Annotated in this window: 12 protein-coding genes; 5 read left to right on the plus strand and 7 right to left on the minus strand. The window is 61.5% G+C overall.

Annotation, left to right across the window (positions count from 1 at the left end):
• Nucleotides 1-17: 17 nt before the first annotated feature.
• Both ACQRBR_RS11905 and ACQRBR_RS11910 read right to left on the minus strand, forming a co-directional pair.
• Nucleotides 18-1,010, minus strand: a complete 993-nt coding sequence (locus tag ACQRBR_RS11905; RefSeq protein ID WP_303880950.1) for an NAD(P)H-dependent glycerol-3-phosphate dehydrogenase — start codon at nt 1,008-1,010, stop codon at nt 18-20.
• Nucleotides 1,011-1,228: 218 nt separating this feature from the next.
• A complete protein-coding gene (locus tag ACQRBR_RS11910) occupies nt 1,229-1,426 on the minus strand; it encodes a heavy-metal-associated domain-containing protein (protein WP_040369785.1) in 198 nt (65 codons plus the stop codon).
• Nucleotides 1,427-1,538: 112 nt separating this feature from the next.
• Between ACQRBR_RS11910 and ACQRBR_RS11915 the strand changes: the two genes are divergently transcribed.
• Nucleotides 1,539-3,899 (plus strand): heavy metal translocating P-type ATPase, encoded by a 2,361-nt coding sequence (locus tag ACQRBR_RS11915; RefSeq protein ID WP_427813041.1) that lies wholly within the window; start codon nt 1,539-1,541, stop codon nt 3,897-3,899.
• A gap of 214 nt (nt 3,900-4,113) precedes the next feature.
• Here ACQRBR_RS11915 and ACQRBR_RS11920 read toward each other — a convergent pair whose 3' ends face one another.
• The 5 genes from ACQRBR_RS11920 to ACQRBR_RS11940 form a co-directional block, all read right to left on the minus strand.
• Entirely contained in the window at nt 4,114-5,361 is a 1,248-nt protein-coding gene (locus ACQRBR_RS11920; RefSeq protein WP_427813042.1) for a hypothetical protein, read from the minus strand.
• A 274-nt stretch (nt 5,362-5,635) separates the two neighbouring features.
• Nucleotides 5,636-6,532: a tRNA (adenine-N1)-methyltransferase gene (locus ACQRBR_RS11925; RefSeq protein ID WP_427813043.1), complete on the minus strand. Its 897-nt coding sequence runs from the start codon at nt 6,530-6,532 to the stop codon at nt 5,636-5,638.
• A 292-nt stretch (nt 6,533-6,824) separates the two neighbouring features.
• Entirely contained in the window at nt 6,825-9,287 is a 2,463-nt protein-coding gene (locus tag ACQRBR_RS11930) for a penicillin-binding protein 1A (protein WP_168936174.1), read from the minus strand.
• Between the two features lie 149 nt (nt 9,288-9,436).
• Complete coding sequence (locus ACQRBR_RS11935; protein WP_006007905.1) at nt 9,437-9,754, minus strand: TusE/DsrC/DsvC family sulfur relay protein; 318 nt, start codon at nt 9,752-9,754, stop codon at nt 9,437-9,439.
• A gap of 226 nt (nt 9,755-9,980) precedes the next feature.
• Nucleotides 9,981-10,637, minus strand: coding sequence for a CBS and ACT domain-containing protein (locus ACQRBR_RS11940; protein ID WP_168936173.1), 657 nt, complete (start codon nt 10,635-10,637; stop codon nt 9,981-9,983).
• 153 nt (nt 10,638-10,790) lie between these two features.
• On the opposite strand from ACQRBR_RS11940, the gene ACQRBR_RS11945 reads away from it, so the two are divergent.
• From ACQRBR_RS11945 to ACQRBR_RS11960, 4 genes are all read left to right on the plus strand, one after another.
• A complete protein-coding gene (locus ACQRBR_RS11945; RefSeq protein ID WP_427813044.1) occupies nt 10,791-11,951 on the plus strand; it encodes a LarC family nickel insertion protein in 1,161 nt (386 codons plus the stop codon).
• Nucleotides 11,952-12,073: 122 nt separating this feature from the next.
• Nucleotides 12,074-12,598: a hypothetical protein gene (locus ACQRBR_RS11950; protein WP_168936164.1), complete on the plus strand. Its 525-nt coding sequence runs from the start codon at nt 12,074-12,076 to the stop codon at nt 12,596-12,598.
• 171 nt (nt 12,599-12,769) lie between these two features.
• Complete coding sequence (locus ACQRBR_RS11955; protein WP_204625533.1) at nt 12,770-13,999, plus strand: dicarboxylate/amino acid:cation symporter; 1,230 nt, start codon at nt 12,770-12,772, stop codon at nt 13,997-13,999.
• 293 nt (nt 14,000-14,292) lie between these two features.
• Nucleotides 14,293-15,579 (plus strand): serine dehydratase subunit alpha family protein, encoded by a 1,287-nt coding sequence (locus ACQRBR_RS11960; protein ID WP_204625534.1) that lies wholly within the window; start codon nt 14,293-14,295, stop codon nt 15,577-15,579.
• Nucleotides 15,580-16,102 lie beyond the last annotated feature (523 nt).

Genomic DNA, 16,102 nt, shown 5'->3' on the forward strand with positions numbered 1-16,102 from the left:
TCTTTTTGGCTTGCTTGTCATTCCTGGCGCAAAGTCCTCGTCATCAGACGCATGACCGCTTCGCGGGGGGATTCGCCCCCGTGCAGCAGGCCCTGGACGGTATCGGTCACCGGCGTCTCCACACCCAGCCGCCGGGCCAGGTCGTAGACCGCCGAGGTGGTCTTGACCCCCTCGGCCACCATGCCCAGGCTGGAGGTGATGTGCTCCAGGCTCTCCCCCTGTCCCAGGCGCAGGCCTACCTGCCGGTTGCGGGAAAGGTCGCCCGTGCAGGTCAGTGCCAGGTCGCCCAGGCCGGAAAGGCCCATGAAGGTGGCCGCCTGCGCCCCGCAGGCCTCGCCGATACGGCTCATCTCGGCCAGGCCGCGCGTCAGCAGGGCAGCCCGGCTGTTGTGGCCCAGCCCCAGCCCGTCGCAGACGCCGGCCGCAATGGCCATGACGTTCTTCAGCGCGCCGCCCAGCTCCACGCCCAGCACGTCGGTGCTGGAGTAGCAACGGAAGGTGGCGCAGGAAAAAAGCTCACGCAGACGGCAGCCCAGGGCTTCTTCCGCCGTGGCCAGCACCACGGCCGTGGGCTGGTCGCGCACCACTTCGGCCGCGAAGGACGGTCCGGAAAGCATGGCGTAGTGGAACGGCCTGCCTGCCAGCTCTTCCGCCACGATGCGGCTGCACGGGGAAAGCGTGCCCAGCTCCAGCCCCTTGGCGGCATTGATGAGCACGGGCTCGGCGTGCAGATGCTCCCGCATGGCGTGGAGCCAGCCGCGCAGCTGCTGGCAGGGGATGGCCAGCAGAAGGAGCTCTGTACCCAGCAGTTCCGGCCCCGTCCCGGCCTCCAGGTCGGGATGCAGGGCGAGCCCCGGCAGGTAGCGCGGGTTCTCGTGCCTGGTATTGATGGCCTCGGCCACGGCGGCATCGCGCAGCCACAGGCGCGTCCTGTGCCCGCGGACTGCCAGCAGATGCGCCAGGGCCGTGCCCCAGCTGCCGCCACCGGCCACAGTGATGGTGTGTCGCATGTTCTCTCCTGACGATCTGCGGACAATAAAACTCTTCGTTATTACGGCTTTTGTGCCATCACGGCAAGTAGGGAACGCTTGTTGTTCTATGCGTGTAGAATCATTGGAATAAATTAGAAAATATTTCATAAGATATTTTCTAAGGGAAAAGCGACTGCCGTTTGGGGACAAAAAAAGGCCGCATGCGCGGCCTGAAAAAGATGTGGCGGTCGTGGGGGTTATTGGGGATCGAAGCCGATGTCGAAGATGGCCTGACGCAGGGCGGCCTCATCGACCGGAGCGCTTTCTTCGTAGCGCAGTTCCTTGGCGTCCAGGTCCACCACGGGGTTGCTCACGCCGGGGATCTTGGCGGCGGCTTCTTCCACAGCGGCTTTGCAATGGCCGCAACGCATGCCGTTGACTTTGAGGATCTTCATGCGACACTCCTTGCTGTGTTCCCACATATTGATTTTCATTTTCAATGGGAGCACCATCAGGAATAATACTGCCGGAACGGAGCGTCAAGACCACCGGCAGGCAGGAGGTTTTATGGAAACGCGAAAGGCAGGTCCCTTGCGTTTTGATATCGGCGGCATGCATTGCGCCGCCTGCTCCTCGCGCATCGAGCGCGTGGTGGGGCGCATGGAGAACGTGGAGCGCATCGCGGTCAACCTGGCCACGGCCAAGGCGCAGATCTGGCTCAAGCCGGGCACGGAAAGCGAGACGGTGCCCCTGATCATGGAACGCGTGGCGGGCATGGGCTTCAGTGCCGTGCCGTCACAGGAAGAGGACGTGGCCGTCCAGTACGAGAAAAAACGCCGACAGGACGAGAAAGACCGGCGCGTGCGTCTGGGGCGTCTGGGCCCCATGCTGGTCTTTGCCGTGCCCCTGCTCATCCTCTCCATGGGGCATATGCTGGGCATGCCCCTGCCCGCCTGGCTCGATCCGCACCACGCGCCCCGTACCTTCATGCTGGCGCAGCTGGCCCTGACCCTGCCCGTGGTCTGGCTGGGCCGCCATTTTTACCGTGAAGGTCTGCTGGCTCTGGCCCACAAGGCCCCCACCATGGACAGTCTGGTAGCCGTGGGTACGGGCTCGGCCCTGCTCTACAGCCTGTGGACGACCCTGCTGGGCCTTGCGGGCAGCGACCCCCAGCTGCGGGCCATGAACCTGTATTATGAATCCGTGGCCGTGCTGCTGACCATGATCGAGCTGGGCCAGTTCCTGGAGGCCACGGCCAAGCGCAAGGCCGGGGACGCCATGGGCGCGCTGCTGCGCCTGACGCCGGAAACGGCCCTGCGTCTGGAAGCTGACGGCCGGAGCCGCGAGATCCCGCTGGCCGAGGTCATGCCCGGCGATACCCTGGTCATCCGTCCCGGTGCCCGCATCCCCGTGGACGGCAGCGTGACCGGCGGCAAGAGCGCCGTGGACCTTTCCCTGCTGACCGGGGAATCCATTCCCGTGGCCGTGGGCCCCGGCGACAGCCTCGTGGCCGGGAGCGTCAACGGTGAAGGCGCCCTGACCATGACCGCCGAACATGTGGGGCAGGACACCCGTCTGGCCCGCATCATCCGTCTGGTGCGCGAGGCCCAGGGCAGCAAGGCCCCCATCGCCCGACTGGCCGACCGGGTGAGTTTCTATTTCGTGCCCGCGGTCATGGGCATCGCCACGCTGGCCGGGCTGGCCTGGCTGGTCTTCTGTGACGAGCCCGCCACCGTGGCCGTCACGGTCTTCGTGGCTGTGCTGGTCATGGCCTGCCCCTGCGCCATGGGCCTGGCCACGCCCATGTCCATCATGGTGGGTACCGGTCGCGGTGCCCAGTTGGGCGTGCTCATCAAGAACGGTGCGGCTCTGGAGCAGGCCGGTCACGTCCGGGCCATCGCCGTGGACAAGACCGGGACCCTGACCACCGGCAAGCCCGTGCTGACCGGTGTCATCCCCCTTGCCGCCCAGGATGAGCAGGCCCTCGTCACTCTGGCCGCCGCACTGGAGGCTCGCTCCGAACATCCGCTGGCCCTGGCCCTGGTGGCCGCGGGCAAGGAACGCGGCTGCCCCGCCTGCCCGGTGGATGCCGTGGACGTGGCGCCCGGCCTGGGCATCGCCGGTGTGGTGACGCTGGACGGTACGGCCTGGCGCGTGGCCCTGGGCAATGTCGCTTTCATGGAGCAGAACCGCATCGCTCCCGATACCGCTGTGCTGGAACGGCTGGCCACACTGGCCGAGGCCGGGCAGACGCCGCTGCTGCTGGCGCTGGCTCCGGCCCGTGCCGCCCTTGCCGGTGCCGGTGATGACGACAGCGCCCGCTGGCAGTGGGACGACCTCCAGATAGCGGGCATCCTCTCGCTGGCCGACGCCCTGCGTCCCGAATCCGCTGCGGTGGTGGCCCGTCTGTACGAGATGGGCATCCGGGTGGTCATGCTCACCGGGGACAACGAACGCACCGCCCGGGCCGTGGCCCGGCAGGCCGGTCTGGATGACGCCGATGTGGCCGCCGGACTGCTGCCCGCCGAAAAGGCCGAGCGCATCCGCCAACTCCAGGCCGAAGGCCTGCTGGTGGCCATGGTGGGCGACGGCATCAATGACGCCCCGGCCCTGGCCGTAGCCGACGTGGGCATGGCCGTGGGCAGCGGTGTGGACGTGAGCGCCGAAGCCGGGGATATCGTGCTCATGCGCGGCGGCATGGAGGCCGTGCTCACCGCTCTGGCCCTTTCCCGCGCTACCATGCGCAACATCCGCCAGAACCTGGGCTGGGCCTTTGGCTACAACCTGCTGGGCCTGCCCGTGGCCGCCGGGCTGCTGCATGTTTTCGGCGGGCCCATGCTCTCGCCCATGATTGCCGGTACCGCCATGGCCCTGTCGTCCTTTTCGGTCGTCAGCAACGCGCTGCGACTGCGCTTTTTCAAGGTATAGGCGGGGGCTGGTTGTTTGCAGGGGGGAAGGGAAACCTTTTTGGAAAAAGGTTCTCCCTTCCCCCCTTGCATCCCCCCATCCTTTCCAAAAACTTTTATTTTGAAGGATGGCAGTGGCGGGAGGGGCGACGGCCTGGTCGCTGGCTGCCGGTCTCCGTTGGCAAGAACGTATAAATGAAAAATCTAAGAATTTAATTTTGCAAAATTATAAGTAGCTATTCAGTAGTAATACATTTTAATGAACTATAATCTGTAATAGTTAATGTGCCATCAGGATTTTCCCAGAAAAGAGCATGAAATTTTGTTTTCGTACTTTCAGGAATATCTTTTATGCATTTTAAGCTACTTTCAGGGACTTCGGAGAGTAGTTCATCTGTCGTAAGGTCATGATTATCATCTATAATTTTAAAAACTGTACAACCTCCGCTGTTTCTATATCTTACATATCCTTCTAGCGTTTTTCCTATTACATGTTTAGGGAGAAATTCTGTTATATATTTAAGCTCTTTCTTTTTCTTGAGCGTCTCAGTTGCAATAAAAAAATTCTCTGGGTAATCAATTTTTATTGACAAAGTATCTTTATTTGTGAAGAAGATAGAAAGGTTGCATTTATTTTTTGTTGATTTAAATATAAGAACTGAAAGGATATTTTTTTCAAATATATATGGTGTTATATGCTTCTCATAAAATTTGACCGCATTTTTATCAAGGATGTTTGATAAATAACGGTCGGAAACAGTCGCTGGTGTATTATATGGGCTAACTTCTTCGGCTGTTAAATTGGAGAGGATATCTTCAACATAAATAGTTATATTATCAGAAGTTACATCAAAATCTACATTTTTTACCTTGCTAATGACTATAGGGCCGTTTTTAAATGCTGTATTTAGGGTGTATTTATTTTGTAATTTTATAATATTTGAGAATATATATTTTAAAGTGTAAAATTCTATTTTTCTTTTTAAATCTAAATAGTTATAAATATTGATTGGATTGTTTTTAATGAGAAATGATATTGAACTGAGTTCTTTTTTTACGCCGTTTATGGACAAATATGTGCTCATATTTATTATATGCTTTTGGGAAGCATCTAAAGAAAAAATAGAAATTAATTTTGCTTCAAGATTGGGTATTGTTTTACTGATTTTGTCAATATGATTTGACAAATTGATATTTGTTTTGTCTAGTTCTAAAATGTAGTCTTGAACGAAAGCTTTATTTAAATAGTTAGCTTCAAAAATTACAAAAGCTCTCCCACGGCTATCTTTTTTTAGGTACCATGTTCCATTTTGACAGAATTCATATGTAGAAAAAAGATTTTCGTAGGTTAATGTAGGGTCCTCTATCACTTTGGTTTCTTTTACTAAAGAAATTTCATGTGGAGTGAAAAAAGGATATGCAATGGATTGAAATCCTATAACAAAATATAAGATACCTAACACGGATGCGATATGTTTTAGCATGAGATACCTCCATAATTAGTATTTGCATATTTTATAGAAAAGTTTTTTAAATGTAAATTTTAAAGTATTTCAAATAGATATAACTATATTTGATGAGGACTTAGTGTTATAAGAGTAAATTTAACAGTTTTTGTCTGTAAGGCAACGACGGGGACCTGCCATCTTGACCAAAGGAAAGTTTTTTCAGGGTGGGGGGAGAGCGCGAGAGGGGGGAGGGACAGTTTTTACAAAAAACGTCCCTCCCCCCTCTCGTTCAAAAAAGCGTTGCGGACAACTATTCGTCGTCGCCGGCGGTCTCGTTGTCGTCGTAGGGATTGGCGCCGCTTTCGGCAAGGCGGGCCTGACGGGCGGCTTCCTGCTTGCGCTGACGGGTACCCAGGGGGCGGCTGTATTCGAAGTCGGCGCTGCGCTCCTGATGGCGGCAGAAGATGAGGAAGCCGGTATGGGCGTTCATGCGGTCTTCGGGGCGCAGGCGGTCAGCCACAGGCTTCCAGTTGCGCATGAGGATCTCGCAGACTTCGATATCGGCGAAGGGACCCTTTTCCAGACCCATGAGCAGCTTGCTGACCTGGTCCACGGTGGGCACGAGGAAGCCGAACATGGCGCCGGGCTTCACGGCTTTGACGGCGTGGTCGAGGTATTCCCAGGGGGTGCGCACGTCGAGGAAGAGGGCGTCGGCGTTGTCGATGCAGAAACCGTCGGCGATGTCGCGGTGGATGATCTCCACATTATCGCCCACGCCGGCCCATTCGAGGTTGCGGCGGGCCAGCTTCATGAATTCTTCGCGGGCCTCGTGGCTGACGACGCGGCCGGTGGGGCCGCAGAACCAGGAAAGACCGGTGGTCAGGCCACCGGAACCGCAACCGGCCTCGATGATGGTACGGCCGGGACCGGCGCCGAGGCGCAGGCAGATGTAGGCGATATCCTTGGGATAGATGATCTGGGTCTGGCGCTTCAGGCCCTTGAGACGGTCGTGCAGGGTGGCTTCCAGCACACGGATGGGGATATCCAGACTGGTGCGCACTTCGCTGCCGAAGTTGGCGGCGTGTACGGCTTCGGCGCTGAGGACGCCGTCGTTGCTGTGCCAGTCCTGACCTTCCTCAAGGCGCTTGATGTAGCGCCGGTCCTTGTTGGGGGTGACGTAGACCACCAGAGAGCCGTAGGGGATCATGTGTTTCCTTGTGGTTGGAGTGGGTCGGGGCAGGGCGCGGGCACTGCCCGGAAAGGGGCGCCGCAGGGCAGGAACTGCCGGGCGGCCGGGGCCTTTCGTTATGGTCCGGGCCTGCCCGTCCGCGAAGGGGCAGGGCAGGGCGATCTGTACTATGTGGCAGCGCCCGCAGCCCGTGCTGCGGAGGCTTCGGGGACATCAGGCGGGGCCTCCATCCGTCGGAAGGAGGCCCCGCAGTGTGCGTGTGTCTGTTTTTCAGAAGCTGTCCCCTGTGGGGACGGCCCTGTTTCAGGAGCTAGAACATCTGCCGCATGAGGTCTTCACCGCCACCGGAGGTATCGGGAGTCTCCGGGGTACTGCTGCCTGTGGCCGGGTCCTCGCTGGCGTTGTCGATGGCCGAGAGGCCGGGGCCGGGCACGCCCTGGAAGGCCAGACCGTCCTGCATGGTGATGCCGGGCGGCATGGTGAAGTCCTGGGGCTGGTCGTTGTACAGGTCTTCGATCTGGCTGCGGTAATAGCGGAAGATGGGGGCCGCGGTACGCCCGCCCTGTTCCTGCTTGCCCAGGGACTGGAGCTGGTCGAAGCCCACATAGACGCCCGTGACCAGAGAGGGCGAGAAGCCCACGAACCAAGCGTCGTTCTCGTCGTTGCTGGTGCCGGTCTTGCCGGCGATGACGTGGCCGTCCACACGGGCGCGGCTGCCGGTGCCGGAGTTGACCACGTTCTTGAGCAGGGTGGCCATCTGGTAGGCGTTCTGCGGGGTGAGGGCCTGCCAGTGCTGGATGTCCTGCCGGTAGAGCTCGCGGCCGTTGTTGTCGGTGATGGAGGTGATGATGCGCGGGCGCACGCCCAGGCCCTGGTTGGCGAAGGCGGCATAGGCCTGCGTCAGGTTGAGGGGCGAGACCGCCACGGCACCGAGGCTGATGGACAGTTCCTGCGGGAAGTGGGGTTCGAGGCCCAGCATCTTGGCGCGCTGGATGACGTTGCTGATGCCCACCTTGTGGGCCAGGCGCACGGTGCAGGTGTTGCGGGAAAGGGTCAGGGCCTCATAGAGCGGCATGATGCCGCGGAAGTTCTTTTCGTAGTTACCGGGGCGCCAGACTTCGTTGGTGTAGGGGTTCACGTAGACGAAGGGGCCGTCCAGCACCGAGGACGTGGGCGTGAAGCCGAAGTCCAGGGCCGTGGAGTAGACCACGGGCTTGAAGCTGGAACCGGGCTGACGCCGGGCCTGGGTAGCACGGTTGAAGTGGCTGTCGCCGAACTGGTAGCCGCCGATGAGGGCCACCACGTCGCCGCTCTGGGTCTCTACGGAAGCCAGAGCGCCCTGCACCAGCGGCTCCTGCTGGAGGAGCAGGGTGATGGGCTTTTGCGGCGAGGCCGTGGCGGGATCGAAGTCCACGGTCTTGGTGGCGGCCTTGCCCTTTTTGCCGCCTTCGGCCTGGACGGTCACGGGCGCGGCCGAGACCATGATCAGGTCGTTGACGTTCAGCACCTTGCGGGCGTCACGCACGGCGGGAGCCCCCCAGCCGGAGATCTTGCGGTTGGGGGTACGGGCCCAGGACATGTTGGCCACGGGGATGTAGCCGGTGTAGCCCTTGCCCAGCAGGACGCGGGCGCCCTTGGCGTCCACGGCCGTGACCACGGCCTGCACCCAGGCCTTGCCCATGAGGTCGGCGGGGGCGAAGGTGCTCTTTTCGCGGAACTCGGTCACCTCCGCGGGGGAGAGCTTCTTGACCGGGCCGCGCCAGCCCTGGCGCTTGTCCAGTTCTTCCAGACCGCGGCGCAGGGCAGCGCCTGCGGCATCCTGCTGCACGGGGTCCATGGCGGTGCGCACGGTGAGGCCCGCGGTGTAGACGTATTCCTCGCCGCTCTTCAGGGTATCGATACCTAGGGTGCGCAGGTTCTCTTCGGTGAAGAATTCCACCAGCAGGCGGCGGGCTTCTTCAAAATACCATTTGGAGGCCCCGCCTCGGTTCTCAGGCATGCTCCAGTAGACCAGGGGCTCGTTGATGGCCTGCTGGTACTGTTCCTCGGTGATCCACTTGAGGGTGCGCAGACGGCCAAGGACGTACATCTGGCGGGCCTTGGCGGCCTCGGGATGCCGGAAGGGATTGTAGCGGCTGGGGGCCTGGGGCAGACCGGCGATGACGGCGCTCTCGGCCAGGGTGATGTCGGAAGCGTGCTTGCCGAAATAGGTACGGGCCGCGGCTTCCACGCCGTAGGAGTGCTGTCCCAGATAGATATAGTTGAGGTAGGTCTGGAGGATGTCGTCCTTGCTGACGGTGTGCTCCAGCCGGTAGGCCAGGATGGCTTCCTTCATCTTTCGGGTATAGCTGCGTTCCGAACTCAGCAGGAGCTGCTTGATGATCTGCTGGGTGATGGTGCTGCCGCCCTGCTGGCCGCCGCCGGAGGCCTTGTTGCGCAGGTTGTAGATGAAGGCACGCACGATGGCCACGGGATCGACGCCATGATGCTGGTAGAAGGAATCGTCTTCCGCGGCCAGGAAGGACATGGGCAGCCAGGGAGACATCTCCTTGAGGGTGATGCTGTAGCGTTTTTCCGTGGCAAGGGTGCCGATGGTGGAGCCGTCACGGGCCAGGATGACCGTGGCCTGCGGGGCTTCATATCCGGTAAGGCGTTCCAGGTCGGGCAGGTCGCGCGAGGCCCAGTAGAACAGGCCGGCCACGGCGGCACAGCCAAGGATGCCCAGCGTGAACAGCAGACCGAAGGACCAGAGGAAGACTTTTTTTACGTTCATGGCAAGGCGGATACCGTTTTTTTGTCTGCGCGTAAAGGGAGGGCGCGGGGCGCCGCGGGCCGGGAAAGAAAAAGGCGTCCGCCTGCGAGAGGGGACGCCTGAAAGGGAAAAGGCGGGACGAAGCCCCGCCTTTCAAGCAATGCTGAGAACTACACGCAGCCGGTGGGCTTGGGCAGGCCAGCCATTTTGCAGGCGCCTTTGCCGGGGCCGGAGGGGAACAGTTCGTACACTTCTTTCAGCTTGTAGCCGGTGTTCTTGGACAGAATGCGGACCATGGGAGCGATACCGTTCTTCTTGTAGTAGTCCTGCAGGAAGTCCAGGATCTTCTGATGGTCAGCGGTGATTTCGGCGATACCTTCGGATTCCTTCACGAATTCCATCCATTCCGGGCACCAGTCGTCGAAACGGAGCAGGAAGCCGTCTTCATCAACTTCGAAGGTTTTGCCCTGAAAGCTAATTTCAGCCATGCGTGTCCTCCTTGGACGTTTGCTCTATTCGGGCCTTGCGGCCCGAGCCAGACAGCCGAAGCATATGATGTTCGGCTCATTCCCCATTGATTGCGAAAGCTCTGCAATCGCAAATGCACACTTCTTTTGCCACAAAAAAATAATCTTGGCAAGCCCTGAAAAAACCGTCAAAACCTACGCATATACGAAGATTTGCGTCTGCTGTTTCCTTCAGGGAGGCGGTCAGCTACACGTCATAGGGAGCAGCCAGCAGCAGCGTGCCGGTCGCTTCCAGATCCTTGACGAGGGCTTCGACAGCCGATTCTTCCATGCTGCGGATACGGACGTAGATCTGGCGCTTGTTGTCTTCCATATAAGAGGACAGCACCGAAATGATGCGGGCATTGTGCTTGCGCATGGTATCGAAGATCACGCGCATGCTGCCGGGGGTATCGGGCAGTTCGAAGGCGAACTGCATGCCTTCCACTCGGGCACCGGTGATGTTGATCAGCAGCTTGAAGATGTCCTGGTCGGTGATGATGCCCACCAGCTTGTTGTCTTCGGAGACCACGGGCAGACCGCCGAACTTTTTGTCCATCATGATGATGGCCGCCTGTTCCACGCTGTCCCAGGGCTTGATAGTGACCGGCTTGGCGGTCATAATGTCCTTGGCCTTGAGTTCTGCCAGAAGGTATTGCATTTCATGCACTTCCAGCGCCGTGGCCTTGGAGGGCGACGCGCCCTTGACGTCTCTGTCGGAGATGATACCTACCACCCGGTTCTGGTCATCGACCACGGGCAGGCGGCGGATCTGGTGTTCCTTGAGCAGGTTGCGGCACTTCAGCAGGGACGTGTCGGGCTTGACGGCAATGACGTTGGTAGCCATCCAATTTTCTACGAGCATGGATCCTCCTGTTGAACAGAGACCCTGCGGCATACCGCGGGCGGGAAGGTTCCCTTTTCTGTCCTGTCCTCTCACCATATACCAAGCTGCGCCCACAAACAAGTCTGTAGGCAAAAGTGGCAGCGCGGATTTTCATGACGGAGTCATTATCAGATGCAGCATCTTTTCCTTGATTGCAGTCACGGCATGAGCGGGGACATGACCCTGGCCTCCCTTGCCCATCTTGGCGTGGACCTTTCCCCTCTGCCGGGCCTGCTGGCACAGGCGGGCGTGGCCTGCCGTCTGGAGGTCTGGCAGGAAGAGCGGGGCGGCGGTCCCGGCTGCCGGGTGGAGGTCAGCTGGGAGGCGGAGGGCCAGCCCCTGCGGCACCCGGCGGACATCGCCGCCATTTTTGCCGCCGTGCCTGTGGCCGACAGGGTACGTCACAAAGCCCTGGCCGTGCTGGAGGCCCTGACCCTGGCCGAAGCCGAGGCCCACGGCATCGCGCCTGAAGAGGTGCATTTCCATGAAGTGGGCGCCGTGGACACTCTGGTGGACATCCTGGGCGCCTGCTGGGCGCTGGACCAGCTGGGTGTGGAGCGGGTGACGGCCTGTGCGCTGCCCTGGTTCGGGGGCAGCATCACCTGCGCCCATGGCGAGATCCCCCTGCCCGCGCCCGCCACGGCCAACCTCATGCGCGGCCTGCCCGTGTACCCCACCGAGGCGAAGACGGAGCTGGTGACCCCCACCGGCGCGGCCCTGGCCCGTGTGCTGGTGGACGAATTCGTGGAAGGCCCGGCAGGGCGTCTGCTGGCCATGGGCACGGGCTACGGCGCGCGTCCGGCACCCACCGGCCTGCGGGCCTGGCTCGTGGAGGCCCGGGAGCCCCTGCAGGCCGATCACGGCCAGGGGGGCGAGGAAGACGTGATGCAGCTGGAATGCCATCTCGACCATCTGACCGGCGAGGAGCTGGGCACGGCCCTGGAGCAGCTGGCCGCTGCCGCCGAGGTGCTGGACGTGCTGTGGCTGCCGGGCACGGGCAAGAAGAACCGTCCCGCGGGTCTGCTGCGGGTGCTCTGCCGTCCTGCCGATACGGAGAATGTGGCCCGGGCCGTCCTGCGGCATACGCATACCCTGGGCCTGCGGCGCCAGCTGCTGCAACGCCTGGTGCTGCCCCGCAGGGCCACCACCTGTGCCTGTGGCGGGGCCAGCCTGCCCGCCAAGGAATACGAATTGGAAGGCAGGGTGTATGTCCGGCCTGAGGCCGACGCCGTAGCCCGTCAGGCGGCGGCCCTCGGACTGGGGGCCCCGGCATTGCGCTTTGGGAGAAAATGAAAACTTTTTCCGCTACCTGTAAAAATATTTAGCCTTGCTCCGTTCCTGCGGGAATGCTATGCGGGAAATGTGGGGCAAATCTGCCCGCAACGGGCAGTCCCCGACTCGCAAGGAGTTTTGCCATGAGCGCAAAGAACTTTCGTCTGTTGCTGCCGGCTCTGGCCCTGGCCTGTATGGCTACGTTCGCTTTTGCGGATGAAGGACAGGCCGCGCAGCATGTCGCTGACGGGATGCCCGTGGTCGCGGATCATGTGGATCACATGGGCGTATTGCCCGGGACCCTGGTGGCCCGCAACGACAACGGCCGCCATGAAGGCTGGTACAAGGACAAGCCCCGTCCCAAGGGGCATTACAAAAAGGGGCCCCCTCCCGGACCTCGTCCCGGGTACCATCGCCCCGGCGACCGTCCTGGCCCCCGTCCCGGCTATCACCGTCCCGGTGACCGCCCCGGCCCTCGTCCGGGGTATCACCGTCCCGGTCCTCGCCCCGACGGTCCGCGCCCGGGCTATCATCGCCCCGGTGACCGTCCCGGTCCCCGCCCCGGCATCCATGACGGTCGCGGCCCGCGCCATGATGGTCCCCGCCCCGGCCCGCGTCCCGGCGGCCCGCGGCCCGATCATCGGCCTGACGGTCCCCGTCCCCGCTAGGGCATCGTCTTTTTCTAGTTAAGGAATCCACAGGAGGTCTGCTTTGCAGGCCTCCTTTTTTTGTCGGGGAAAGCAGGCCATGCGGCACGGCACATTGCAAAAGCCTCTGGCCTGCGCTACGTTAGCCACGGTGTCTATGGTTTGCGTATCTTAACCCCCCGGAGGTGCAGGATGGCTGCTAAGGTCGGCGATTTTTCCCTTATTCTCAAACTGTTGGGCGGCATCATTATTGGCGCCCTGCTTGGTCTGTACATCGGCGAGAACGCCGAAGGCTCCCTGAAGCACGTCATGGACGTGGTGGTCTCCCTGCGCCATATCTTCGGCCAGATCATCTTCTTCCTGGTGCCCCTGGTCATTGTGGGCTTCATCACCCCCGCCATCGTGCGTCTGGGCCAGAACGCCAGCAAGATCCTGCTGGTGGCCGTGGCCCTGGCCTACGTCTCCTCGCTGGGCGCGGCCCTGTTCTCCATGATCTCCGGTTACTGCATCATCCCCAACCTCTCCATCGCCACCAGCACCGAGACCCTGCGCTCCCTGCCCGAGATGGTCTTCCGTCTGGACATCCCGCCGCTGTTCAGCGTCATGAGCGCCCTGGTGCTGGCCCTGACCATGGGCGTGGCCATCGTCTGGACCAAGTCCGAGACCCTGGGCAAGATCTTCTGCGAGATGGAACGCATCATGACCGCCCTGGTCAACCGCATCATGATCCCCATCCTGCCTTTCTTCGTGGGCCTGTCCTTCCTGGGCCTGGCCTATGAGGGCTCCCTCAGCCGCCACCTGCCCGTGTTCATCATGATGGTGCTCATCGTCATCGTGGGCCACTTCATCTGGCTGGCCGTGCTCTACGGCATCGGCGGCGCCCTGTCCGGCCGCAATCCCTCGCAGGTATTCCGTCATTACGCGCCTGCCTATCTGACCGCCGTGGGCACCATGTCCAGTGCCGCCACCCTGCCCGTGGCCCTGGAATGCGCCCGCAAGTCCTCCGTCCTCAGCCGCACCATGGTGGAATTCATGGTGCCCCTGGGCGCCACCGTGCATCTGTGCGGTTCCGTGCTGACCGAGACCTTCTTCGTCATGACCATCAGCCTGATGCTGTACGGTTCCCTGCCTTCCGTGGGCACCATGCTGCTCTTCTGCGTGCTGCTGGGCATCTTTGCCGTGGGCGCCCCCGGCGTGCCCGGTGGTACCGTGGTGGCCTCGCTGGGTATCGTGACCGGCGTGCTGGGCTTCGACCCCAATGGTGTGGCTCTGCTCATCGCCATCTTTGCCCTGCAGGACAGCTTCGGCACGGCCTGCAACGTGACCGGCGACGGCGCCCTGACCCTGATGCTGGAAGGCCTGTTCAACCGCAATGGCGAGCTTGGGCCGTTGCAGGACGTGGCCCCGGCGGAAAAGGTCTAGCCGTTTCAGTTTCGATCGTTTGACGGGGAGGGGCCCGGCGGCAGGTACGCTCCGGCCCCTGTCTCCGGGCCTTTCCCGTCTTGTTGTGCCCTCTTCGGCAGTCCTTTCCCCTTCGTGGGAGCCCGTGCGTCCCCTGTCTTGCCGGGATTCCTGAACGGGTGTCCGCCGAAAGTGCGCCCCGCTGTCCGCGTCGTGCCGTTGCCGAAAAGGGTATCTGCCCGCTATTTCCGGGAGCTTGTCTCCCGTTCCTTGCTCCAACCTTCTACATCGTGGGCCTCAGGCCCGGAGAATGCATGAGTCTGTCTCTTGCCGACAGGCAGGCCATCCTGGCCCTGCTGCATCAGGAAGTGGTGCCCGCCCTGGGCTGCACCGAACCCATCGCCGTGGCGCTGACCGCGGCCCGTGCCGCCGAGGCGCTGGGCCGGAAGCCGGAACGCCTGGACGTGGCCGTCAGCGCCAATCTGCTCAAGAACGGCATGGGCGTCATGGTCCCCGGCACGGGCGAGATGGGCCTGGCCATCGCCGCCGCTGCCGGTGCCCTGGGCGGGAAGAGCGCCCTTGGCCTGGAGTGCCTGGCCTCGCTCGATCCCGCGCAGGCCGAAGCCGCCCGGGCCATGGTGGCTGCCGATGCCGTGGAACTGCACCTGCCGGACAACGACCTGCTGCTGTACTGCCTGGTCACGGCCCATGCCGACGGGCACAGCGCCGCCGCCGAGCTGCGTGACAGCCATGACAACATCACCCGTGTCTGGCAGGACGGCGCCCTGGTGGAAGACCATATGCCTGCGGAAGCCAACGAAGCTGCGCCCGCCGACTGGCCCCTGACCCTGGCCCGGGTCTACGAATTCGCCACCACCGCGCCGCTGGAAGAGATCAGCTTCATCCTTGAAGCCGCGCGCATGAACCGTCAGGTGGCCGAGGAAGGCCTTTCCAGCCAGTACGGTCTGGGCGTGGGCAAATCCATGGATGCCCGGGTGCGCAAGCACATCCTTTCCGATGACCTGCCGACCTTCGCCATCCGTCTGACCGCCGCCGCGGCCGACGCCCGCATGGCCGGGGTCATGATGCCCGTCATGAGTAATTCGGGCAGCGGCAATCAGGGCATCACCTGCACCATGCCCGTGGTGGCCTGCGCCATCCGGCAGGAAAGCAGCAACGAGGATCTGGCCCGTGCCCTGATGATGAGCCATCTCACCTCCATCCACATCAAGCATCATCTGGGTCGCTTGTCGGCCCATTGCGGCGCCATGGTGGCCGCCACGGCCGCCGGCTGCGGCATCGCCCTGCTGCTGGACGGCGATCTGGCGGTCATGGAACGCACCATCCGCAACATGGTGGGCAACGTGGCCGGCATGATCTGCGACGGCGCCAAGAGCAGCTGCGCCCTCAAGGTGGCCACCGCCGTGGGCGCGGGCATCCAGGCCGTCATGCTGGCCCTGGACGGCTCCGTGGTGCCCGGCAACGAAGGCATCACCGATGACGATATCGAAGTCTGCATCGCCAACTTGGGCCGTCTGGGCTCCACGGGCATGAAGGAGGCCGACAAGGTCATCCTGGATATCATGCTCAAAAAGTCCTAGGCAGGATGGTTGAAGAAAACGTTTGCTGAGGGGAGAGGGAGACCCTTTTGGAAAAGGGTCCTCCCTCTCCCCTCATGCTCCCCTCTCCCTTCCCAAAACTTTTGCTCTGGTCCCCGGCAGGTGGCGTAACGCCACAGGCGGGAAAAAGATGGCCAGTCCCCCGGAGAGCATGGAGGAGGACGGCACGAGTTGTCTTGCTCAGGCATAAAAAGCGCCCGGCCACAACGACCGGGCGCTTTTGTATTGGCAGGCTGGGGGAGCGGGCAGGCTCTGTTCTATCCACTGCGTGTATGTCCATCCCCTTCGGGAATAGTGGAGAGCTGACAGTCCAGGGGGCAGGAGGATGACTGCGGGACACCTTTGTCCCCTGCTCAAAGGATGTCCAGACGAGAGGAGCCCGGTCAGTTCTTGACCGGGCTCCTCTCGTCTGGCGGTCCTTCATCCGAAGACGGGGACCTGCATGCAGATCGGAAGAAAAGGTTTTGGAAGGGAGGGGGCCGGGGGGTGGGTGTAACTTTTACCC

This window comes from Desulfovibrio sp. SGI.133, from assembly GCF_050313955.1.
Taxonomy (GTDB): Bacteria; Desulfobacterota; Desulfovibrionia; order Desulfovibrionales; family Desulfovibrionaceae; genus Desulfovibrio.

Bases quoted from the DNA above. Each gene is read 5' to 3' on its own strand.
- ACQRBR_RS11955 (WP_204625533.1), top strand. From the start codon at position 12,770: ATGGCTGCTAAGGTCGGCGATTTTTCCCTTATTCTCAAACTGTTGGGC.
- ACQRBR_RS11950 (WP_168936164.1), top strand. From the start codon at position 12,074: ATGAGCGCAAAGAACTTTCGTCTGTTGCTGCCGGCTCTGGCCCTGGCC.
- ACQRBR_RS11940 (WP_168936173.1), bottom strand. From the start codon at position 10,637: ATGCTCGTAGAAAATTGGATGGCTACCAACGTCATTGCCGTCAAGCCC.
- ACQRBR_RS11930 (WP_168936174.1), bottom strand. From the start codon at position 9,287: ATGAACGTAAAAAAAGTCTTCCTCTGGTCCTTCGGTCTGCTGTTCACG.
- ACQRBR_RS11960 (WP_204625534.1), top strand. From the start codon at position 14,293: ATGAGTCTGTCTCTTGCCGACAGGCAGGCCATCCTGGCCCTGCTGCAT.
- ACQRBR_RS11910 (WP_040369785.1), bottom strand. From the start codon at position 1,426: ATGAAGATCCTCAAAGTCAACGGCATGCGTTGCGGCCATTGCAAAGCC.
- ACQRBR_RS11925 (WP_427813043.1), bottom strand. From the start codon at position 6,532: ATGATCCCCTACGGCTCTCTGGTGGTCTACGTCACCCCCAACAAGGAC.
- ACQRBR_RS11935 (WP_006007905.1), bottom strand. From the start codon at position 9,754: ATGGCTGAAATTAGCTTTCAGGGCAAAACCTTCGAAGTTGATGAAGAC.
- ACQRBR_RS11915 (WP_427813041.1), top strand. From the start codon at position 1,539: ATGGAAACGCGAAAGGCAGGTCCCTTGCGTTTTGATATCGGCGGCATG.
- ACQRBR_RS11905 (WP_303880950.1), bottom strand. From the start codon at position 1,010: ATGCGACACACCATCACTGTGGCCGGTGGCGGCAGCTGGGGCACGGCC.
- ACQRBR_RS11920 (WP_427813042.1), bottom strand. From the start codon at position 5,361: ATGCTAAAACATATCGCATCCGTGTTAGGTATCTTATATTTTGTTATA.
- ACQRBR_RS11945 (WP_427813044.1), top strand. From the start codon at position 10,791: ATGCAGCATCTTTTCCTTGATTGCAGTCACGGCATGAGCGGGGACATG.